This is a genomic window from Pantoea agglomerans (assembly GCF_020149765.1).
Classification (GTDB): Bacteria; Pseudomonadota; Gammaproteobacteria; order Enterobacterales; family Enterobacteriaceae; genus Pantoea; species Pantoea alvi.
This window is the reverse complement of the sequence record NZ_CP083809.1, coordinates 2,880,342-2,900,750: the sequence shown is the minus strand read 5'-3', so window position 1 is coordinate 2,900,750 and position 20,409 is coordinate 2,880,342. Positions and strand designations below refer to the sequence as shown.

Sequence of the window (20,409 nt, the reverse complement as noted above, 5' to 3'; positions counted from 1 at the left end):
GGCGCCGGGTCTATTTCACTTCCAGACCTTTCGCCTGCATATCCGCATGGTAGGAAGATCGTACAAAGGGACCGCATGCGGCATGGGTAAAGCCCATCGCCAGCGCTTCCTCTTTCATCTCGTCAAACTCGGCCGGGCTGACGTAGCGCTGAACCGGCAGGTGGTGACGGCTCGGCTGCAGATACTGGCCCAGCGTCAGCATAGTAACGCCGTGACGGCGCAGGTCGCGCATCACTTCGATAATCTCCGCATTGGTTTCGCCCAGGCCCACCATCAGACCTGATTTCGTCGGTATTGAGGGATGCGCTTCTTTAAAGCGCTCCAGCAGCTTCAGCGACCAGTCGTAGTTCGCGCCCGGACGCACCTGGCGATAGACGCGCGGCACGTTCTCCAGGTTGTGGTTAAAGACGTCGGGCGGCGTAGCGGTGAGGATCTCCAGCGCGCGATCCATACGGCCGCGGAAATCGGGCACCAGCGTTTCGATTTTGATGTTCGGGCTCTTTTCGCGAATCGCGCTGATGCAGTCGGCGAAGTGCTGCGCGCCGCCGTCTCGCAGGTCGTCACGGTCTACCGAGGTGATAACCACATAGCGCAGCGCCATATCGGCGATTGTCTGCGCCAGCTTCAGCGGCTCGCCGGCGTCCGGCGCGTTAGGGCGGCCGTGCGCCACGTCGCAGAACGGGCAGCGGCGGGTGCAGATGGCGCCGAGGATCATAAAGGTCGCGGTGCCGTGGTTAAAGCATTCGGCCAGGTTAGGGCAGGAGGCCTCTTCGCACACCGAGTGCAGGCCGTTTTTGCGCATCGCCGCCTTGATGCCCTGGATTCGGCTGGAATCCGCAGGCAGCTTGATTTTCATCCATTCGGGCTTGCGTAACAGCTCCTGACGTTCCGTCACCACGGTTTTTACCGGGATCAGCGCCATTTTATCTGCGTCGCGATATTTGACGCCGCGTTCCATCTGAATTGGTTTACTCATAAGTCTGCAGGTTCCGGTCGGATTGCGTGATGAGAGCTTTCGCCGTCAGGCCAGCGATAAAGCTTTCAACTTTATTTGATAAAATTTCAAAAATTATATCAGTTCCGCCTGGCAGAAGCAGCCGTCCGGCGGCGGTAAAAGTTACAATTTTGTAAATTCGCATGCGCGGTTAAGGCAGCGGCGCGGTTTCAGCCGCCAGCCACTCAACCTGGGTAAAGCCCAGCTGGTGCGCAAAGGCCGCCACCAGCAGCGGCTGCACGTCCGCCAGGCTGACGCCAGGCTGAAAGGCGCTGAGCTGCGTCATGCGCATCCCGGCGTAGCCGCAGGGATTGATGCGCAGGAAGGGCGTTAAATCCATCGCCACGTTAAGCGCCAGGCCGTGAAACGAGCAGCCTTTGCGGATGCGCAGGCCGAGCGAGCAGATCTTCTCGTCGCCTACATAGACGCCCGGCGCATCGGGACGGGCGCGCGCCTCGACGCCGAAGTGCGCCAGCGTGCTGATAACCGTCTCTTCCAGCGCGGTCACCAGCTGGCGCACGCCGATCTTGCGGCGCTTAACGTCAATCAGCACGTACATGACCTGCTGGCCTGGGCCGTGATAGGTCACCTGGCCGCCGCGATCGCTCTGGACCACCGGAATATCGCCCGGCATCAGCAGATGCTCAGCTTTGCCGGCCTGGCCCTGGGTAAAAACGGCGTGATGCTCTACCAGCCAGACTTCGTCGCGGCTGTCGCCGTTACGGCGATCGGTGAGCTGATGCATGGCATCGGAGACGGGTTGCCAGTCGCGCTGGCCGAGCTGGCGGATAAGAAGCGTATCTGCTGACAAAACGGCGGTCCGGTTAAGGAGGAAAGGCTGAGTATAACGTCGGCAAAGGGCAAGACCAAGACCCTTCGCCGACGGCGGCACTTACAGCACCATGCGCACGATATCGATATTGCCCAGCTCTTCATACAGGGTTTCCACCTGTTCGATATGCGTGGCGTTAATGGTGATCGACACCGAGTGGTAGTTGCCTTTGCTGCTTGGCTTAACGTCGGGCGAGTAGTCGCCGGGCGCATGGCGCTGCACCACTTCAACCACTTGATCAACCAGCTCCGGCTGCGCCAGACCCATCACTTTATAGGTAAAAGGGGTAGGGAATTCGAGCAGTTCATTCAGTTTGGTTTTCATATTGACTCCGGTGCATAAAAAACAGGCTCCCGCCGAAGCGGGAGCATTATCATAGCGTAGTTATGGCGACGACGTGGCGACTTTTCAACCGCCAGGCCGCTTAGCCGAACCAGTGGTGAAACATCAGCTTGATGTAATCGATGATGCGGCTGAAGAATCCGCCTTCCTGCACTTCGTTCAGCACCACCAGCGGACGCTGTTCCACGGTTTTGCCGTCGAGCTGGAAGTTGATGCTGCCCACGACCTGATTTTTCTGCAGCGGGGCGTGCAGTTCGCTGTTGTTCAGCACATAGCTGGCTTTCAAATCTTTCATGCGGCCGCGCGGAATGGTCAGGTAGGCGTCTTTCTCTACGCCCAGCTGGACGCGATCGCTGTTGCCGAACCAGACCGGCTCAGAAGCGAACTCTTTGCCCGCCTTGAGTGGTGCCACGGTTTCAAAGAAGCGGAAGCCCCAGATCAGCAGCTTTTTGCTCTCGACTTCGCGTCCTTTGAAGGTACGACCGCCCAGCACCGCCGAGATCAGACGCATCTGGCCTTCGGTGGCGGAAGAGACGATATTGTAGCCAGCCGATTCAGTGTGGCCGGTTTTGATGCCGTCGACGTTGAGGCTGGTATCCCACAGCAGACCGTTACGGTTGGTCTGGCGAATATTGTTAAAGGTGAACTCTTTCTCTTTATAAACCGAATATTCTTCCGGCACGTCGCGGATCAGCGCCTGGCCAATCAGCGCCATATCGCGCGCCGAGCTGTACTGGCCGTCCGCATCCAGTCCGTGTACCGTCTGGAAGTGGGTATTCTGCAGGCCCAGCGCCTTCACGTAGTTATTCATCAGGCCGACAAAGGCGTCCTGGCTGCCAGCGACATAGTCCGCCATCGCCACGCAGGCGTCGTTGCCCGATTGCAGCACGATGCCGCGCGTCAGCTGAGAGACCGGCACGCGATCGCCAGGCTTAAGGAACATCAGCGACGAGCCTTTGAACACCGGGTTGCCGGTTGCCCAGGCATCTTTGCCCACGGTAACCACATCTTCCTGATGGATCTTGCCCGCTTTGACCGCCTGACCAATAACATAGCTGGTCATCATTTTGGTCAGGCTGGCAGGATCGCGACGGGCGTCGGCGTTTTTCTCGGCCAGTACTTTGCCCGAGTTGTAGTCGATCAGTACATAGGCTTCGGCATCGATATCCGGCACGCCCGGGATCATCGTTTTGAGGTTGACGTCATCAGCAAATGCTACGTGGCTGAGTGAGAAAGCGACCAGTGATCCCACTGTCAGGCGTTTCAGAAAACGAGAGGGTTTCAGCGTGTTCATGTTATGGACTACAACATCCGTGAGTTAAGGTTAAAAAAAGTGGCTTATCATAGCAAATGCCTGTTTTACAGGCATCTGGCTTTGTCATTCTGTTGTTAGCAGAGATGTCCGGCGCGGCGAGCCGGGGTTCAACGACGCGCGCTGGTGATAAATGACGCCTGGCCGTTGGCATTCAGGCGCTGCTGCAGCGCAGCGGCGTCGGCGCGGTTTTTAAAACCGCCAAGCTGAATGCGATAGACGTTATTGCCGGCATTCTCCACCGAGCCGGGCACGCCATATTTCTGGCCCAGACTCTGCGCCATCTGCTGCGCGCGCGCAGCATCATTGATGGCGCCTACCTGCACCACAAAAGCGCCGGTGGGCGTCGGCTGGGCGGCTGGCGCCGCCGCTGCGGGTTCGGCGGCAGGAACAGGTGCGGCGACAGGCTGCGGCGCAGGCTCGCTGCCCTCCAGCACGCCGCTGGCCAGCGGCTGAGGTGCGCCGAGGAAACCACTGCTGCTGACCGGTGCGCCCATTTCGCCGTTGCTCTGCAGGCTGCTGTTGTCGACGGCGCGAATGTCCTGCGCCGGTACCGGCGCGGCGGCAGGCTCGCTGCTGCCGTTCATCACGCCGTTGCCGCCGAGATCGGGCCGCGCGGGCAGGGCGTAGCTCTGCTTCGCCACCACGGTGCCGATGGTGCCGGGACCAGAGAGGGTGCCGTCCGGTGCGACCTTGATATAGTCCACCCGTACGCGGGTGTTGTTAGAGATATTGAGGCGATCGCCCGCCGCACGCGACAGGTCGATAATGCGTCCCGGCGTATAGGGGCCGCGATCGTTGACGCGCACCACGATCTGGCGACCGTTAGCGAGGTTGGTGACGCGCACGTAGCTGGGCAGCGGCAGCGTAGGGTGCGCCGCGCTCAGCGCATCGGGATCGTAGCTTTCGCCGGTGGCGGTGCGTTTGCCCTGCGCTTCGTCGCCGTACCAGGCTGCTAATCCCACTTCACTGAAGTTCGACGGATCTTTGACGATACGGTAAGACTTGCCGTTCGCGCTGTAATCCTGGCTGGTGCCAGGATTAGTGGGCTCATATTTCGGCTCGACGCCCGGTATTTCCACCACCGGGCCGTTATAAGCCGGTTGCGGCGGCGCGGTGTTTTGCGGTTCCTCGGTGGTGGTACAGGCGGTCAAAACCAGTAGTGCCAGAGCAACAGCAGGCCATTCCTTACGCATGTGCAGCCTCTTAAACGCTTTTAGATAACATTTTTCTGTGAGTATGGATCGACATCACGATGCCGAATCCCGCCATAAGCACGATGAGCGCCGAGCCGCCATAGCTGACCAGCGGCAGAGGGACGCCAACCACCGGTAAGATACCACTTACCATGCCAATATTAACGAAAACATAAACGAACAAAATCAGCATTAATCCGCCCGCCATGACGCGGCCAAAGGTGGTCTGGGCGCGCGCGGCGATCACCAGACCGCGCAGGATCAGCAGCAGATAGAGCACCAGCAGGATCAGCACGCCCACCAGGCCCAGCTCTTCGGCGAGCACGGCGAAAATAAAGTCGGTATGGCGCTCCGGCAAAAACTCCAGCTGCGACTGGGTGCCGTGCAGCCAGCCTTTGCCGCGCAGGCCGCCGGAGCCGATGGCGATTTTTGACTGAATAATGTGGTAGCCCGCGCCAAGGGGATCGCTTTCCGGGTCGAGCAGCATCATGACGCGATCGCGCTGATAGTCGTGCATCAGGAAGAACCAGAGTACCGGAATAAAGGCCGCGACCAGCACCACCGCCACGCCGATCAGCTTCCAGCTCATGCCAGAGAGAAACAGCACGAACAGCCCCGAGGCGGCAATCAGGATTGCGGTGCCGAGGTCAGGCTGCGCCGCCACCAGCAGCGTCGGCATAAAGATCAGGATCAGCGCAATGCCGGTATTCTTCAGGGTCGGCGGACAGACGTCGCGGTTGATAAAGCGCGCCACCATCAGCGGCACGGCGATTTTGGCGATCTCCGAGGGCTGAAAGCGCACCACGCCGAGGTCGAGCCAGCGCTGCGCCCCTTTACTGATATGGCCGAAAGCGTCCACCGCGATCAGCAATATCACGCAAACAATATAGAGATAGGGCGCCCAGCCCTCATAGACGCGCGGCGGCACCTGCGCCAGCACCAGCATCATCACCAGGCCCATCGCAATCTGGCCGATTTTTCGCTCCATCATGCCCGGATCCTGTCCGCTGGCGCTCCAGATCACAATGGCGCTATAGGTGAGCAGCGCCAGAATCACCAGCATAAACAGCGGATCGATGTGGATACGCATCCAGATCGATCTTTTCTGCGGGCTATCGTTCATCGACATCGTTATTCACCTTCATAGCCGGGCGGGGTAGGGACCGCGTCCGGCAGAGCCGTATTGTTATCGCCCAGCATAATGTGGTCGAGAATCTGTCTCATCACCGTGCCGACCGCCGGGCCTGCGCCGCCGTTCTCCAGGATCATGGTGACGGCGACGCGCGGTTTGTCATAGGGAGCAAACGCGGTCATCAGCTTATGGTCGCGCAGCCGCTCGGCAATTTTATGCGCGTTATAGGTTTCGTTCTCTTTCAGGCCGAAGACCTGCGCGGTACCCGATTTAGCGGCGATCTTATAGGGCGCGTCGGCAAAGCTTTTATGCGCCGTGCCGTTTGCGCGGTTCGCCACGCCATACATGCCGTCTTTGGCGATCTCCCAGTAGCCAGAGTGAATGTCGCCGATCGGCTCGCCCGGCGGCTGACGCCAGGGCACCATGGTGCGTCCCTCGCGGGTGGCGCGCAGCAGGTGCGGCACTTTTACCACGCCGTCGTTAATCAGGATCATCAGCGCCTTGTTCATCTGCAGCGGCGTCGCGGTCCAGTAGCCCTGGCCGATGCCCACCGGAATGGTATCGCCCTGATACCACGGCTTTTTAAAGCGCTTCATCTTCCAGTCGCGCGTCGGCATATTACCGGCGCTCTCCTGCGGCAGATCGATGCCGGTGCGGTGGCCGTAGCCGAATTTGTTCATCCACTCAGAGAGGCGATCGATGCCCATGTCATACGCCACCTGATAGAAGAAGGTATCCGCCGACTCCTCCAGCGATTTGGTAACGTTGAGGCGGCCGTGGCCCCATTTTTTCCAGTCGCGGTAGCGCTTTTCCGAGCCGGGCAGCTGCCACCAGCCGGGATCGAACAGGCTGGTGTTGCGGTTGATAACCCCGGCGCTGAGCGCAGAGACCGCCACGTAGGGCTTCACCGTCGAGGCGGGGGGATAAGAGGCCTGAATGGCACGGTTATAGAGCGGGCGATTCTCGTCGTTGAGCAGGCCGCGATAATCTTTACTCGAAATGCCGTCGACAAAAAGATTGGGATCGTAACTGGGTGTGGAGACCATCGCCAGGATTTCGCCGGTGCGCGGATCGCTCACCACCACCGCCGCGCGACTGCCGGCCAGCAGGGTTTCGATATATTGCTGAAGCTTGAGATCGATAGTCAGCCAGATATCGCGTCCCGCCTGTGGCGACTGCTCGTGCAGCTGGCGGATTACGCGGCCGCGGTTATTGACCTCGACCTCTTCATAGCCGGTAATGCCGTGCAGCACATCTTCGTAATAGCTTTCAATGCCCAGCTTGCCGATATCGTGCGTTGCGGCGTAGTTTGGCCACTTGCCCTCTTTATCGAGGCGCGCCACGTCGCGGTCGTTGATTTTAGAGACGTAGCCGACCACGTGCGTCAGCGTCGGGCCGTACGGGTAGTAGCGACGCTGATAGCCTTTTACCTCAACGCCGGGAAAGCGGTACTGGTTAACGGCGAAGCGCGCCACCTGCACATCGTTGAGGCCGACCTTGACCGGGATAGAGGTAAAGCGACGTGAGCGCTTGCGCTCTTTATCGAAGGCGTCGAGATCCTCGTCGGTGATATCGAGCACCGGACGCAGATCTTCCAGCGTTTGCTTGAGGTTGTCGACTTTTTCCGGCACCAGCTCCGCCTGATAGATGGTGCGGTTGAGGGCCAGCGCGGTGCCGTTGCGGTCGTAGATAATGCCGCGGCTCGGCGCCACCGGCACCAGCTTGATGCGGTTTTCGTTAGAGCGGGTACTGTAATCTTCAAAGCGCAGGATTTGCAGGTGGTAAAGATTGACCACCAGCACGCTGGAGAGCACCAGAATTCCGAAGAACGCAATAAGCGCCCGACGGACAAAGAGTTTCTGTTCGGCACTGTAATCGCGAAAGGCGTTGCTTTGTAATTTCATCCGCTACTTAAAATGTCGGGGTTAGCCTTACCGGTTATTCACGATGATAAGGATGATTGGCGGTGATGCTCCAGGCGCGATAGAGGCTTTCAGCGACCAGCACGCGCACCAGCGGATGAGGCAGCGTCAACGCGGAAAGCGACCAGCTCTGCTCGGCGGCGGCTTTGCAGGCGGGCGATAATCCTTCCGGACCGCCAATCAACAGGCTGACGTCGCGGCCGTCCTGTTTCCAGCGCTCCAGCTGCTGAGCAAGCTGAGGCGTTTCCCACGGCTGGCCGGGAATATCAAGCGTGACGATGCGGTTGCCCTTGCCGGTTGCGGCCAGCATCGCTTCGCCCTCTTTTTCCAGGATACGCTTGATATCGGCGTTTTTGCCGCGTTTTCCGGCAGGGACTTCTACCAGCTCCAGCGGCATATCTTTGGGAAAACGACGCAGATACTCAGTAAAACCGGTTTGCACCCAGTCGGGCATCTTCGTGCCTACGGCTACAAGCTGCAGTTTCACGCGTCAGCTCCAGAGTTTTTCCAGCTCATAAAGCTGGCGGCTCTCTTCCTGCATGACGTGTACGATGACGTCGCCCAGATCGACCACTACCCAGTCAGCGGTGTTTTTGCCATCTACGCCAAGCGGGATCAATCCGGCGGCGCGCGACTCCTGCACCACGTGATCGGCGATAGACGAGACGTGACGCGTCGAGGTGCCGGTACAGATGATCATGCAGTCGGTGATGCTGGATTTACCCTGAACGTTGAGCGCGACGATATCCTGACCTTTAAGATCATCAATCTTATCAATAACGAACTCTTGGAGTGCTTTACCTTGCAAAAGGTTCCCCTTTAATACGGATTGTAGCGGGCCGGCTGCTGGCCCCGATAAGGCAGCCAAAAAATTAAGCCGCGCAGTATAGCACGCCTTTGCCTGTGTGATATACGTCCGACCGGCGCTTATTTCAGATAGAGGCCTGCGCGGTCGATATAGTCGATAACGGCCGGCGGCAGCAGCCGATCGCAGGAGAGCCCCTGGCGGCGGCGCTGACGAATTTCCGTGGCGGAGATATCCACCAGCGGCGTATCGGCCAGCCAGATAAAGCCCGCAGGCTGCTGATGCAGCTGCGAGGTCTCGCTCGCCAGATGGCTGTCCAGCCAGCGCTGCATCTCCGGCGTCGCCATCTGGGCCGGATAGCCCGGGCGCTTGCACACCAGCAGATGACAAAGCGACAGCAAATCCTGCCAGCGGTGCCAGCCTGAAAGGTTGAGCAGCGAATCCTGGCCAATAATAAATCCCAGCGGCTGCGCCGGCCCGCGTTCAGCGCGCAGCGCCTCCAGCGTCGCCACCGTCCACGACGGCGTTTCGCGCAGCAGTTCGCGGGTATCGATATCGAACAGCGGCCGGTCGCGAATGGCGCAGCGCAGCATATCGACGCGCTGCGTCGCGCTCGCTTCCGGCTGCGGGCGATGCGGCGGCACGTTGTTGGGCAGCAGCAGCACGCGCGCCAGGCCGGTTTGCTGCGCCAGCGCCTCTACCGGCCGCAAATGGCCGAAGTGGATAGGGTCGAAGGTGCCGCCGAACAGGGCGTGGAGTTCAGACACTGGCGAAGCTCGCAGGAAAATGGCGATGACAGAGCAGCAGCGAGAGCGTCTCCAGCTGCGGCCAGATACGCTGCCCGTAGTCCTGCTTCAGGGTTAATTCAATCTGCGTCAGCAGGTGAATCGCGCGCTGCAGGCGCGCGCCGTCCAGGCGCTGCAGCGCCTCGGTAAACAGCGCGCGGCGGTTCTGCCAGATGCGCTGCTGATCCATTAACGTGCGCAGCGGCTGCTGCGCCTGATGGCGCTGCAGGTGCAGCAGCGTCATTAAATCGCGCTGCAGCGTGCGCAGCAGGATAACCGGCTCGCTCTCTTCTTTTTCCAGCTGATGCAGAATATGCAGCGCGCGCTTGCTTTTGCCCGCCAGCAGGGCGTCCACCCAGTGAAACGGCGTAAAGTGCGCCGCATCGCTGACCGCCTCTTCGACGCGCGGCAGCGTCAGCTTGCCGTCGGGCCAGAGCAGCGACAGACGCTCCAGCGCCTGCGCCAGCGCCAGCAGGTTGCCCTCGTAGCAGTAGCAGAGCAGCTGGATCGCCGCGTCGTCTACCGAGAGCTTCATGCTTTTAGCGCGCGTCGCCACCCAGCGCGGCAGCTGCGCCTGCTCCGGCGTCTGGCACGGCACCAGTACGCCATGGGCAGAGAGCGCCTTAAACCAGGCGCTGTTCTCCTGGGCTTTGGTCAGCTTCGCCAGGCGGCAAATAAGTAAAATATCGCCGTGCAGCAGGCCCGCCAGCTTATTCAGCTGTTCGGCCATCGCGGCGTTGGGGCCATTTTCCGGGAAGAGCAGCGTCATTGTCTGACGCTGTGCAAACAGGCTGAGCGCCTGACAGCTGGCAAAGAGGCTTTCCCAGTCGGTCTGGGCGTCGAGCGTAAAACTCAGATGTTCTTCGAACCCCTGCGCAACGGCGGCGGCGCGTATCGCGTCGGCGCTCTCCTGCAGCAGCAGCGGCTCGTTTCCGGCTAACAAATAGCAGGCGCGCAGCCCCTCACGGAGCTGCGCGCCTAATTGCTCAGGATAGATCCTGATCATTGCGTACGGGTAGCGGAAGAGGAGGAGGCTGGCGCGGGCACCGCAGGTTCGCTGGCCGACGCCGGCAGCGTCTCTTTCTGGTTCATCTGCGCGGCGTGCACGGTCAGCAGTTTACGCACCAGCTGCTCGGCGGCGCGCTGGCGCATCTCCTGCACGATCATCTCCTGCTCGGCATCTTTCGCCAGCGCCGCGTTCGGGTTATCGAAGAATGAACGATAAACCGTGGTGCTGATCGGATAGATGCCTTTGCCCGGCAGCAGAACCTGCGCCGTCACGTTCATCATCAGCGAGTACTCCGCCGTTGTACCGCTGATAAACACCGAGGCGGTATCGCGGCCCTGCGTTTCACCACCAAGGCGCAGCGTAGGGATATCGGTACGGTTCTGTTTGGTATCCTCAACGATAGTGACGTTGTTGATACGCAGCTGCTGACGCACCGTGCGCGCCAGCGGACCGTACGGATCGCCGCTGTTCAAGATCAGCGTTTTCAGCTCGCTCGGCACCTGCGTGGTGCCGCGCGGGTGAAAACCACAGCCGGCGGTAACCATCACCGCCAGCAGGACAAACAGCCTGATAATCAGATGTCGCACAGTTCCTCCTGAACTTAACCTACGACCAGGTTAAGCAGTTTGCCGGGTACATAAATCACTTTACGGATGGTGACGCCGTCAAGGTACTTCGCCACCAGATGTTCCTGGGCGGCGCGAGCCTGAACCTGCTCCTGCGTTGCATCGGCGGCCACGGTAATTTTACCACGGACTTTACCATTTACCTGCACAACCACCAGCAGCGAATCTTCCACCATCGCCGCCTCGTCCGCTACCGGCCAGCTGGCGTCGTCCACGCTGCCTTCGCCGCCCAGCGCCTGCCACAGCACATAGCTGGCGTGCGGGGTGAACGGATAGAGCATGCGAACTACGGCCAGCAGCGCTTCCTGCATCAGCGCGCGATCCTGCTCGCTTTCCTGCGGCGCACGCGCCAGCTTGTTCATCAGCTCCATAATCGCCGCGATAGCGGTGTTAAAGGTCTGACGACGACCGATATCGTCGGAAACTTTGGCGATGGTTTTATGCAGATCGCGACGCAGCGCTTTCTGATCGTCGTTGAGGCTGCTGATATCCAGCGCCGTCGTCGCCCCTTTCGCGGTATGCTCGTAAGCCAGTTTCCAGACGCGCTTCAGGAAGCGGTTCGCCCCTTCTACGCCTGACTCCTGCCACTCCAGCGTCATCTCCGCCGGTGAGGCGAACATCATAAACAGGCGAACCGTGTCCGCACCGTAACGCTCAACCATCAGCTGCGGGTCGATGCCGTTGTTTTTCGACTTCGACATTTTGCTCATGCCGGCGTAAATCACGTCGCGGCCCTGGCTGTCGGTCGCTTTCACAATGCGGCCTTTCTCGTCGCGCTCGACGGTGACGTCGATGGGAGAGACCCAGTTGCGCTCGCCGTTCGCGCCGAGGTAGTAGAAGGCGTCCGCCAGCACCATGCCCTGACAGAGCAGACGCTTAGCGGGTTCATTTGAAGTAACCAGGCCCGCATCGCGCAGCAGCTTGTGATAGAAGCGGAAGTACATCAGGTGCATGATGGCGTGTTCGATACCGCCCACATACTGATCGACCGGCAGCCAGTAGTTGGCCGCCGCCGGATCCAGCATGCCTTCATCGTAGTTGGCGCAGGTGTAACGCGCGTAGTACCACGAGGACTCCATAAAGGTGTCGAAGGTGTCGGTTTCACGCAGCGCCGGCTGGCCGTTTACCGTGGTTTTCGCCCACTCCGGGTCCGCTTTAATCGGGCTGGTAATACCGTCCATCACCACATCTTCCGGCAGGATCACCGGCAGCTGATCTTCTGGCGTTGGCATCACGGTGCCGTCTTCCAGCGTCACCATCGGAATCGGTGCGCCCCAGTAGCGCTGACGGGATACGCCCCAGTCGCGCAGGCGGTAGTTGACCTTGCGCACGCCGACGCCTTTCGCAGCCAGCAGGTCAGCGATAGCGTTGAAGCCCGCTTCATGGCTCAGACCGTCGAACTCGCCGGAGTTGAACAGGGTGCCTTTCTCCGTCATGGCGGCGGCGCTGACGTCCGGCTCGCTGCCGTCCTGGTTCAGCACAACCGGCCTGATCGGCAGATCGTATTTGGTGGCAAACTCCCAGTCGCGCTGGTCATGCGCCGGAACCGCCATAACGGCGCCGGTGCCGTACTCCATCAGAACAAAGTTAGCTACCCAGACCGGCACGTTGTCGCCGGTCAGCGGATGGATGGCAAACAGGCCGGTGGCCATGCCTTTTTTCTCCATCGTCGCCATCTCTGCCTCGGCGACTTTGGTATTGCGGCATTCGGCGATAAAGTCAGCCAGCACCGGGTTGCCCATTGAGGCCTGCAGCGCCAGCGGATGACCCGCGGCGACCGCGACGTAGGTGGCGCCGAAGAAGGTGTCCGGACGGGTGGTGTAGACGGTGACTTTCTCTTCGCTGTCGGCGACGTCGAAAGTGATTTCCACCCCTTCGGAACGGCCGATCCAGTTACGCTGCATGGTTTTGACCTGCTCCGGCCAGTCTTCCAGCGTATCGAGGTCGTTAAGCAGCTCATCGGCATAGTCGGTGATTTTAACGAACCACTGCGGGATCTCTTTGCGCTCGACTTTGGTGTCGCAGCGCCAGCAGCAGCCATCAATAACCTGTTCGTTCGCCAGCACCGTCTGATCGTTCGGGCACCAGTTCACCGCCGAGGTTTTTTTATAAACCAGGCCTTTTTCATAGAGCTTCGTGAAGAACCACTGCTCCCAGCGGTAGTATTCCGGCTTGCAGGTCGCCAGCTCGCGGCTCCAGTCATAGCCAAAACCCAGCAGTTTGAGCTGGTTCTTCATATATTCGATATTGTCGTAGGTCCAGGGGGCGGGCGCGGTGTTGTTTTTTACCGCCGCGCCTTCCGCCGGCAGGCCGAACGCATCCCAGCCGATGGGCTGCAGCACGTTTTTGCCGAGCATACGCTGGTAACGGGCGATCACGTCGCCGATGGTGTAGTTACGCACGTGGCCCATATGTAGGCGGCCAGAAGGATAGGGCAGCATGGAGAGGCAGTAATATTTCTCTTTGCTCTCATCTTCGGTCACTTTGAACGTTTGGTTTTCGTCCCAGTGTTGCTGGACGCGGGATTCTATCTCTTCCGGGCGGTATTGCTCTTGCATGGCAGCCTGTGGTCCTTAATGAATAACGCTTAGCTTACTTTAAGATCCGCATAGCATACCCATATGGCTGCCGGTCAACAACACTTCACCGCCCTGTTGCGGCGATTTCTCGCAGAAGGGCGTATCCCGCTCGCATATTCCGATTCGCTTTGCCAGACAGCGCGGCAAACGGCGCAAAGCGGCTAAACTTAAAGTTGGCATACCCGCGCAGAAAGGAGAATAAAATGAACAAAGTAGCGCAGATTTACCGTGAATCCCTGGCCGCGCTGACCGAGCGCCTGCGCCAGGGCGATCGGGATATTGACGCACTGGTGACGTCGCGACGTCAGCAGCTGATGGCCAGCGACGCCGCGACGCCCGACGAAATCGATCGGGCGCTGGCGGCGGTTCGACGAGATTTACAAGAGTTTGCACGCAGCTATCAGGAGATCCATCAGCCAGAGAAGGTGAACGATTCGCTCTTTATGCGCATCATGCGCGAGAGCCTGTGGAAAGAGCTGGCGGATATTACCGACAAGAGCCAGCTGGAGTGGCGCGAGGTGTTCCAGGATCTGCATCATCACGGGGTTTATCAGAGCGGCGAGGTGGTGGGGCTGGGCAATCTGGTGTGCGAGAAGTGTCACTTTACGCGCGCGATTTATACGCCTGAGATCTTAACGCGCTGCCCGGAGTGCGGACACGATCAGTTTCAGCGTCAGCCCTTTGAGCCGTAAGAAGGGCGAGTGTGCTGCGGATGAACGCGTCCGAAGAGTAAAACGGCCCGCGACAAGCGTGTCGCAGGCCGGCTGGCAGCGAGAGGGTTCTGGCGCGCAAGCGCCAGGCCTACCCGCTAGTGCAGAATTTTCGCCAGAAAATCTTTCGCGCGATCGGACTGCGGATTATTAAAGAAGTCATCTTTACGCGTATCTTCAATAATCTTGCCTTCATCCATAAAAATGACGCGGTTCGCTACTTTACGGGCGAAGCCCATTTCGTGCGTGACCACCATCATCGTCATGCCTTCCTGCGCCAGCTCCACCATCACGTCGAGCACTTCATTGATCATTTCCGGATCGAGCGCCGAGGTCGGCTCGTCGAACAGCATGGCGATAGGATCCATGCAGAGCGCGCGCGCAATCGCTACGCGCTGCTGCTGGCCGCCCGACAGCTGGCCGGGAAACTTCTGCGCATGGGCGGAAAGCCCGACGCGATTCAGCAGTTTTAATCCCTTTTCCCGCGCGGCGGCCTTGTCGCGCTTCAGCACTTTTACCTGCGCCAGCACCAGGTTATCGATAATGCTGAGATGGGGAAACAGCTCGAAGTGCTGGAACACCATGCCGACCTTGCTGCGCAGCTGCGCCAGGTTCGTTTTCTTGTTGTTCACTTCGATGCCGTTCACCAGAATATTGCCCTGCTGAATTGGCTCCAGGCCGTTCACGGTTTTGATCAGGGTCGATTTGCCCGAGCCCGATGGGCCGCATACCACGACCACTTCCCCTTTCTGGACTTCGGTCGTGCAGTCGGTCAGCACCTGAAAGTGACCATACCACTTAGAAACGTTTTTCAGGTTAATCATTTAAACCGTCCTTTTTCTTTTTAGATAGCTGACCAACAGCGAAGCGCTCAGGCTGATCGCGAAATAGACCAGACCGGCGAAGAGAACCATTTCCACCTGGGTGCCGTCACGCTCGCCGATTGTCGACGCGGTGCGGAAAAAGTCGGCCAGGCTCAGCACGTAAACCAGCGAGGTATCCTGAAACAGCACGATGCCCTGCGTCAGCAGCAGCGGCACCATGGCGCGAAACGCCTGCGGCAGAATGATCAGCTGCATCGACTGCCAGTGCGTCATGCCGAGCGCCAGCGCGGCGTTAGACTGGCCGCGCGAAATGCTCTGAATACCGGCGCGAATAATCTCGGAGTAGTAGGCCGCCTCAAACAGCGAAAAGGCGATCATCGCCGAAATAAGGCGGATATCGGTTTTGGGCGACAGCCCTAGCACCTGCTGCAGAAAGCTCGGCACCACCAGATAAAACCACAGCAGCACCATCACCAGCGGGACAGAGCGGAACAGGTTTACGTAGAGCCGGGCGAACCAGCTGATCGGCTTAAAGGTCGACAGCCGCATTACCGCCAGCAGCGTGCCCCAGAGAATGCCGAATACCACGGCGGTTACGGTGATCTTCAGCGTAATCACCATGCCGTTAAGCAGGTAGGGCAGGCTGGGAGGAATCGAACTCCAGTCAAACTCGTACATTATTTTCCTCCCAGATTACCCGGCAGGCGCACCTTGCGCTCCACCAGACTCATAATCAGCATAATCACCAGGTTGATGGCGATATAGGCCAGCGTAATCGCCGTAAACGACTCATAGGCGTGCGCCGAGTAGTCGAGCAGCTTGCCCGCCTGCGCCGCCATATCCACCAGCCCGATGGTGGAGGCGATAGCGGAGTTTTTCACCAGGTTAAGCATTTCCGAGGTCATCGGCGGCACAATCACGCGGTAGGCGTTGGGCAGCAGCACGTAGCGGTAGGTCTGCGGCAGCGTCAGGCCCATTGCCAGCCCGGCGTTCTTTTGCCCGCGCGGCAGCGAGTTAATCGCGGCGCGCACCTGCTCGCAGACGCGAGCGGCGGTAAACAGGCCGAGACAGATCACCGACGCGGTGAAAAACTGGATATTGGGATCCAGCTCCGCTTTGAACCACATGCCGAGCTTCTCGCCAACCAGCTCCGGTGCCACCAGATACCAAAAGAAGAACTGCACGATCAGCGGGATGTTGCGGAACAGCTCGACATAGCAGGTGCCGATCGCCGAAAGCAGGCGGTTAGGCACGGTGCGCAGAATGCCGAATAAAGATCCTACAAGAAAGGCGATAATCCAGGCGCAGCAGGAGACCGCAATGGTCACCTGAAAACCGGACCACAGCCAGCCAAGGTAGGTCGTGTTGCCGAACGGGGCCTGTTCGAGAAAGATGCCCCAGTTCCAGTCGATACCCATAACGAGCTCCGGTAAAAAAGGGTAGCTAAGCTACCCTGAAGATTGATGAACGGCGTCTGTATGGCCTGCTTCAGGGGAACGACCTGAGCAGCTTGTCTGTCCGCGCCGGGTTTTCAGCAATCGAGAGGGCAGCGAGGCCGCCCTTGTTGTCGTTGTTAGTTAAGTGCTTTGTCGTTTGGCGTTTTAAACAGCGCCTGCATATCCGTTGAGAGATCGAAGTTGAGGTTCAGGTTCTTCGGCGGAATCGGCTGCTTGAACCAGGTATCGAACCACTTCGCGGCTTCGCCCGACGTTTGCGCTTTAGCGATGGTATCGTCGACCAGGGTTTTGAACTGCGCATCTTCTTTACGCAGCATACAGCCATAGGCCTCTTTCGACTGCGGCGTGCCGACGATCTCCCAGTTGTCCGGCTTCTTCGCCTTGGCGCGTTCGCCAGCCAGCAGCGCGTCATCCATCATAAAGGCGACGGCGCGGCCGGTTTCCAGCGTGCGGAACGAGTCGCCATGATCTTTTGCGCTGATGATACGCATATCCATTTTCTGCTCGTCGTTCAGCTTATGCAGCAGCACTTCCGAGGTGGTGCCGGAGGTAACGACCACGGTTTTGCCTTTCAGGTCAGCGAAATCTTTGATGTCGCCGCCTTTTTTCACCAGCAGACGCGTGCCGATAACAAAAATGGTGTCGGAGAACGCAGCCTGTTTCTGGCGCTCGAGGTTATTGGTGGTGGAGCCGCACTCGAAGTCATAGGTGCCGTTCTGCAGCAGCGGAATACGGTTCTGTGAGGTAATCGGGATCATTTTGACCTGCAGATCCGGCTTGTTCAGCTTCGCTTTAATCGCCTCAACGATGGCGCTGGAGTAAGCCTGCGAATAGCCCACGACTTTTTGCTGGTTGTCGTAATAAGAAAAAGGAACAGATGACTCGCGATGTCCTACAACGATAACGCCATTATCGCTGATTTTTTTCAGGGTGCCGCTGAGGTCTTCCGCCTGGGCTGCGCCCGCTGCCGCTACGCCTGCCAGCAAAAGCGATAATGCCACTTTGCGAATCTGCATGGTCCAACTCCTTCGAGATATGTCGCGCAGAATATAAACTGCGCAGATGTGTGATGTTGTGTGTATTTCCTGCTGCTTTTTTTGTTATCTCATCGCGTCGGCGCGCTAAGAATATTTACTAACATAGCGGATTGTTAACGTTATGAAACGAAAAAGTTTCTTAATTTGCGAGGTGTTCCGCACCAAATTGAGGCGTATTTACCGGGTTGCGCGCTAAAGGTGCGCTCCTGTGCCTTTTAACGGTGCAGTCCAGCCTGCATTAACGCGTCACTCCGCCCGGTTTACAGGAAACCGTGTTACTGATAGCAAGCATCGTGCCAGATCAATGGCGCAGCAGAAAATCGTGGAAGAAGGGGAGAAGGCGAGCGGAATATGGGGAGAAGGCGGCGAGCAGCGCGCTCGCCGCCGTAGGGCAGATCAGGCTTTGCGACGCCACAGCGCCAGCAGCGCGGCGCAGAGCGTCAGCAGCCAGACCGGCCAGAGACCGGCATGGGCGTATGGCGTTTCGCCGGTGGTCGGCGTCACCTTATCCAGCAGCACGCCGCGGGTAAACTGCGGCAGGATCTTCTCAACTTCGCCCTGCGCATTTACCACGGCGGTTACGCCGTTATTGGTGCCGCGCAGCAGCGGTCGGCCCAGCTCCAGCGCGCGCATGCGCGCCATCTGGAAATGCTGCCACGGGCCGATAGAGTGGCCGAACCAGGCATCGTTGGAGACGGTAAGCAGAAAATCGGTGTCGGGATGGAAATTGGCGCGCACCTGCTCCCCCAGCACAATCTCATAGCAGATGGCGCTGGTGAGGTGGTAGCCCGCCGCCCGCAGCTGCGGCTGCAGATAGTCGCCGCGGCTAAAGGATGACATCGGCAGATCGAAGAAGGGCGCCAGCGGCCGCAGCAGGTTTTCCAGCGGCACGAACTCACCGAAAGGCACCAGATGATTTTTCTGATAGCGGTTTGTGCTCTGGTAGCTGTAGGGCGTCGCGCCGCCCAGTACGATCACCGAGTTGTAGTCGTGATAGCGGTTCTGCTCCAGTCGGGAATCGACGATGCCGGTAATCAGCGCACTGCCGCGCTGGCGCAGCTCGTCGTCGAGTGCGCGCAGGAAAGGCTGCTGATTGCTCTCCAGGTCGGTGATTGCCGACTCTGGCCAGATAATCAGCGGTGCGCGGCCCATCAGCGGCTGGCTCAGGCCGTTATAGGCGCGCAGCGTGCTGAGCAGCTGCTGCGGATCCCACTTCATTGACTGCGGAATGTTGCCCTGCACCAGCGCGACGTCGACGCTGCGCGCCGGCTGCGGCTGGGTCCAGTGGATATAACGCAGCGGCCAGGGCAGCGCCAGCAGCAGCAGCGCGGCGATAGCGCTTTTCACGCTGCGCTGGTGAAGCGCGTAGGCCAGCAGACCCGCGACTATCATCAAAATAAAGGTGAGGGTTTCCACCCCCGCCAGCGGTGCCAGGCCTTTCAGCGGGCCGTCAATCTGGCTGTAGCCGAACTGCAGCCAGGGGAAGCCGGTCAGCACCCAGCCGCGCAGAAACTCGCTCAGCTGCCACAGCGCCGGGGCCGCCAGCGCCAGACGCCACAGCGTGGCGCGCGGCCAGATGCGGTTCAGCACGCCGGCAAACAGCGCGGGGTAGAGCGATAAATAGGCGGCCAGCAAAATCACCAGGAAGACGTTGACCGGGCCGGGCATGCCGCCGAAGGTGGCGATACTGACGTAGACCCAGTTTATGCCGCTGCCGAACAGGCCAAAGCCCCAGGCGAAGCCGATGGCGGTGGCCTGGCCGCTGCGTCGATCCAGCGTCAGCAGCTGCAGGCCGCACAGCGACAGCAGCGCGGCGGGCCAAAAATCATAGGGCGAGAAGGCGAGGGTGCCAAGGGCACCCGTTAACAATGCCAGCAACAAACGTACCCGCTGGCGCGGGTAAAGCAGGGCCAGAGACATAGAGTTATTCGTCATCCAGTTGGGGTAACGGCGAATTTTCCGGAATTTTTACATGTACCTGGATGATACGACGGCTGTCGGACATGGCGACCTTGAAATGATAACCGTCGATGTCAATGCTCTCTCCCCGGGCGGGAAGATGGCCGAATCCCTGCATCACCAGTCCGCCAATGGTGTCCACTTCTTCGTCGCTGAACTGCGTGCCGAACACCTCGTTGAAATCTTCAATCGGGGTCAGGGCGCGCACCGTATAGGTCTGGCGGTTTAGCTGGCGGATATCACGATCTTCTTCATCGTCATATTCATCTTCGATTTCGCCGACGATCAGCTCAAGGATATCCTCGATAGTGACCAGGCCGGACACGCCGCCAAACTCATCGATAACGATCGCCATATGATAGCGCTGAGAACGGAACTCTTTCAGCATGCGGTCGACGCGCTTGCTTTCCGGCACCACAACCGCCGGGCGCAGCACTTTTTCCATGCTGAACGGCTCAGATTCGCTGCTCATAAACGGCAGCAGATCTTTCGCCATCAAAATGCCTTCGACATGGTCTTTATCTTCGCTGATTACCGGGAAACGTGAATGCGCGGATTCGATAATCACGTCCAGGCACTCATCCAGCGACTGGTTGCGCTTCAGGGTAATCATTTGCGAACGCGGGATCATAATGTCGCGCACGCGCTGCTCTGCAATATCCAGCACCCCTTCGAGCATGTCGCGGGTATCTTCGTCAATCAGCTCTTTTTGCTCGGAGTCGCGGATCAGCTCCAGTAGTTCATCACGGTTTTGCGGTTCGCCGTGAAACAGTTGGTTGATAAGCAGGGAAAAAAATCCCTTTTTACTACTGGGTGCGTCGCTGTTTTGAGAATGGTCGTCGCTCATGGCGTTTTTTTAGAGATCTCTCTGGTGAGGGTGGTCGCTGT

21 protein-coding genes are annotated in these 20,409 nt (G+C 59.1%); 1 reads left to right on the top strand and 20 read right to left on the bottom strand.

Features of this window, described 5'->3' with window-relative positions; all coding sequences use genetic code 11:
- Window positions 1-10 precede the first annotated feature (10 nt).
- The 14 genes from lipA to leuS form a co-directional block, all read right to left on the bottom strand.
- Window positions 11-976 (bottom strand): lipoyl synthase, encoded by a 966-nt coding sequence (lipA, locus tag LB453_RS16660; protein ID WP_103795001.1) that lies wholly within the window; start codon window positions 974-976, stop codon window positions 11-13.
- Window positions 969-1,139, bottom strand: coding sequence for a hypothetical protein (locus tag LB453_RS16655; RefSeq protein WP_224481524.1), 171 nt, complete (start codon window positions 1,137-1,139; stop codon window positions 969-971). Before LB453_RS16655 ends, lipA begins: the two co-directional genes overlap by 8 nt.
- 6 nt (window positions 1,140-1,145) lie before the next feature.
- A complete protein-coding gene (gene lipB, locus LB453_RS16650) occupies window positions 1,146-1,805 on the bottom strand; it encodes a lipoyl(octanoyl) transferase LipB (RefSeq protein WP_103795000.1) in 660 nt (219 codons plus the stop codon).
- An 81-nt stretch (window positions 1,806-1,886) separates the two neighbouring features.
- A complete protein-coding gene (ybeD, locus tag LB453_RS16645) occupies window positions 1,887-2,150 on the bottom strand; it encodes a DUF493 family protein YbeD (protein ID WP_033751835.1) in 264 nt (87 codons plus the stop codon).
- Window positions 2,151-2,250: 100 nt separating this feature from the next.
- Window positions 2,251-3,462, bottom strand: a complete 1,212-nt coding sequence (gene dacA, locus LB453_RS16640; RefSeq protein WP_103794999.1) for a D-alanyl-D-alanine carboxypeptidase DacA — start codon at window positions 3,460-3,462, stop codon at window positions 2,251-2,253.
- Window positions 3,463-3,590: 128 nt separating this feature from the next.
- Complete coding sequence (gene rlpA / locus LB453_RS16635; protein WP_103794998.1) at window positions 3,591-4,676, bottom strand: endolytic peptidoglycan transglycosylase RlpA; 1,086 nt, start codon at window positions 4,674-4,676, stop codon at window positions 3,591-3,593.
- A 10-nt stretch (window positions 4,677-4,686) separates the two neighbouring features.
- Entirely contained in the window at window positions 4,687-5,799 is a 1,113-nt protein-coding gene (gene mrdB / locus LB453_RS16630; RefSeq protein ID WP_103795264.1) for a peptidoglycan glycosyltransferase MrdB, read from the bottom strand.
- Window positions 5,800-5,807: 8 nt separating this feature from the next.
- Window positions 5,808-7,712: a peptidoglycan DD-transpeptidase MrdA gene (gene mrdA, locus LB453_RS16625; RefSeq protein ID WP_224481523.1), complete on the bottom strand. Its 1,905-nt coding sequence runs from the start codon at window positions 7,710-7,712 to the stop codon at window positions 5,808-5,810.
- A gap of 34 nt (window positions 7,713-7,746) precedes the next feature.
- Window positions 7,747-8,217 (bottom strand): 23S rRNA (pseudouridine(1915)-N(3))-methyltransferase RlmH, encoded by a 471-nt coding sequence (gene rlmH / locus LB453_RS16620; protein WP_081139401.1) that lies wholly within the window; start codon window positions 8,215-8,217, stop codon window positions 7,747-7,749.
- A gap of 3 nt (window positions 8,218-8,220) precedes the next feature.
- Window positions 8,221-8,538 carry a ribosome silencing factor gene (gene rsfS / locus LB453_RS16615; protein WP_103794996.1) on the bottom strand — a complete coding sequence of 106 codons (318 nt, stop codon included), beginning with the start codon at window positions 8,536-8,538 and terminating at the stop codon, window positions 8,221-8,223.
- Window positions 8,539-8,657: 119 nt separating this feature from the next.
- Entirely contained in the window at window positions 8,658-9,302 is a 645-nt protein-coding gene (nadD, locus tag LB453_RS16610; RefSeq protein ID WP_103794995.1) for a nicotinate-nucleotide adenylyltransferase, read from the bottom strand.
- On the bottom strand, window positions 9,295-10,326 hold the full coding sequence (gene holA / locus LB453_RS16605) for a DNA polymerase III subunit delta (RefSeq protein WP_103794994.1): 1,032 nt from the start codon (window positions 10,324-10,326) through the stop codon (window positions 9,295-9,297). Before holA ends, nadD begins: the two co-directional genes overlap by 8 nt.
- A complete protein-coding gene (lptE, locus tag LB453_RS16600; RefSeq protein WP_103794993.1) occupies window positions 10,323-10,916 on the bottom strand; it encodes an LPS assembly lipoprotein LptE in 594 nt (197 codons plus the stop codon). The genes holA and lptE overlap by 4 nt, the downstream gene beginning before the upstream one ends.
- 14 nt (window positions 10,917-10,930) lie before the next feature.
- Window positions 10,931-13,513: a leucine--tRNA ligase gene (gene leuS, locus LB453_RS16595; RefSeq protein ID WP_103794992.1), complete on the bottom strand. Its 2,583-nt coding sequence runs from the start codon at window positions 13,511-13,513 to the stop codon at window positions 10,931-10,933.
- 224 nt (window positions 13,514-13,737) lie between these two features.
- Between leuS and LB453_RS16590 the strand changes: the two genes are divergently transcribed.
- Window positions 13,738-14,226: a zinc ribbon-containing protein gene (locus LB453_RS16590; protein ID WP_103794991.1), complete on the top strand. Its 489-nt coding sequence runs from the start codon at window positions 13,738-13,740 to the stop codon at window positions 14,224-14,226.
- Between the two features lie 116 nt (window positions 14,227-14,342).
- Here LB453_RS16590 and LB453_RS16585 read toward each other — a convergent pair whose 3' ends face one another.
- The 6 genes from LB453_RS16585 to corC all read right to left on the bottom strand — a co-directional run bounded on the left by LB453_RS16585 (window position 14,343) and on the right by corC (window position 20,368).
- Window positions 14,343-15,068 carry an amino acid ABC transporter ATP-binding protein gene (locus tag LB453_RS16585; protein ID WP_103794990.1) on the bottom strand — a complete coding sequence of 242 codons (726 nt, stop codon included), beginning with the start codon at window positions 15,066-15,068 and terminating at the stop codon, window positions 14,343-14,345.
- Window positions 15,069-15,746, bottom strand: coding sequence for a glutamate/aspartate ABC transporter permease GltK (gltK, locus tag LB453_RS16580; protein WP_103794989.1), 678 nt, complete (start codon window positions 15,744-15,746; stop codon window positions 15,069-15,071).
- Window positions 15,746-16,486, bottom strand: coding sequence for an amino acid ABC transporter permease (locus tag LB453_RS16575; RefSeq protein WP_103794988.1), 741 nt, complete (start codon window positions 16,484-16,486; stop codon window positions 15,746-15,748). The genes gltK and LB453_RS16575 overlap by 1 nt, the downstream gene beginning before the upstream one ends.
- A gap of 155 nt (window positions 16,487-16,641) precedes the next feature.
- On the bottom strand, window positions 16,642-17,541 hold the full coding sequence (locus tag LB453_RS16570; protein ID WP_103794987.1) for a glutamate/aspartate ABC transporter substrate-binding protein: 900 nt from the start codon (window positions 17,539-17,541) through the stop codon (window positions 16,642-16,644).
- A 417-nt stretch (window positions 17,542-17,958) separates the two neighbouring features.
- The gene (gene lnt / locus LB453_RS16565; RefSeq protein ID WP_103794986.1) at window positions 17,959-19,482 is read right to left on the bottom strand and encodes an apolipoprotein N-acyltransferase; all 1,524 of its coding nucleotides are present in this window, start codon (window positions 19,480-19,482) and stop codon (window positions 17,959-17,961) included.
- A gap of 4 nt (window positions 19,483-19,486) precedes the next feature.
- The gene (corC, locus tag LB453_RS16560; protein WP_103794985.1) at window positions 19,487-20,368 is read right to left on the bottom strand and encodes a CNNM family magnesium/cobalt transport protein CorC; all 882 of its coding nucleotides are present in this window, start codon (window positions 20,366-20,368) and stop codon (window positions 19,487-19,489) included.
- Window positions 20,369-20,409 lie beyond the last annotated feature (41 nt).

Coding starts and splice junctions, on each gene's coding strand:
- lnt (WP_103794986.1), bottom strand. CDS start 19,482: ATGTCTCTGGCCCTGCTTTACCCGCGCCAGCGGGTACGTTTGTTGCTG.
- ybeD (WP_033751835.1), bottom strand. CDS start 2,150: ATGAAAACCAAACTGAATGAACTGCTCGAATTCCCTACCCCTTTTACC.
- LB453_RS16585 (WP_103794990.1), bottom strand. CDS start 15,068: ATGATTAACCTGAAAAACGTTTCTAAGTGGTATGGTCACTTTCAGGTG.
- LB453_RS16570 (WP_103794987.1), bottom strand. CDS start 17,541: ATGCAGATTCGCAAAGTGGCATTATCGCTTTTGCTGGCAGGCGTAGCG.
- corC (WP_103794985.1), bottom strand. CDS start 20,368: ATGAGCGACGACCATTCTCAAAACAGCGACGCACCCAGTAGTAAAAAG.
- gltK (WP_103794989.1), bottom strand. CDS start 15,746: ATGTACGAGTTTGACTGGAGTTCGATTCCTCCCAGCCTGCCCTACCTG.
- holA (WP_103794994.1), bottom strand. CDS start 10,326: ATGATCAGGATCTATCCTGAGCAATTAGGCGCGCAGCTCCGTGAGGGG.
- LB453_RS16655 (WP_224481524.1), bottom strand. CDS start 1,139: ATGCGAATTTACAAAATTGTAACTTTTACCGCCGCCGGACGGCTGCTT.
- dacA (WP_103794999.1), bottom strand. CDS start 3,462: ATGAACACGCTGAAACCCTCTCGTTTTCTGAAACGCCTGACAGTGGGA.
- mrdB (WP_103795264.1), bottom strand. CDS start 5,799: ATGAACGATAGCCCGCAGAAAAGATCGATCTGGATGCGTATCCACATC.
- mrdA (WP_224481523.1), bottom strand. CDS start 7,712: ATGAAATTACAAAGCAACGCCTTTCGCGATTACAGTGCCGAACAGAAA.
- LB453_RS16590 (WP_103794991.1), top strand. CDS start 13,738: ATGAACAAAGTAGCGCAGATTTACCGTGAATCCCTGGCCGCGCTGACC.
- leuS (WP_103794992.1), bottom strand. CDS start 13,513: ATGCAAGAGCAATACCGCCCGGAAGAGATAGAATCCCGCGTCCAGCAA.
- LB453_RS16575 (WP_103794988.1), bottom strand. CDS start 16,486: ATGGGTATCGACTGGAACTGGGGCATCTTTCTCGAACAGGCCCCGTTC.
- rlpA (WP_103794998.1), bottom strand. CDS start 4,676: ATGCGTAAGGAATGGCCTGCTGTTGCTCTGGCACTACTGGTTTTGACC.
- lipA (WP_103795001.1), bottom strand. CDS start 976: ATGAGTAAACCAATTCAGATGGAACGCGGCGTCAAATATCGCGACGCA.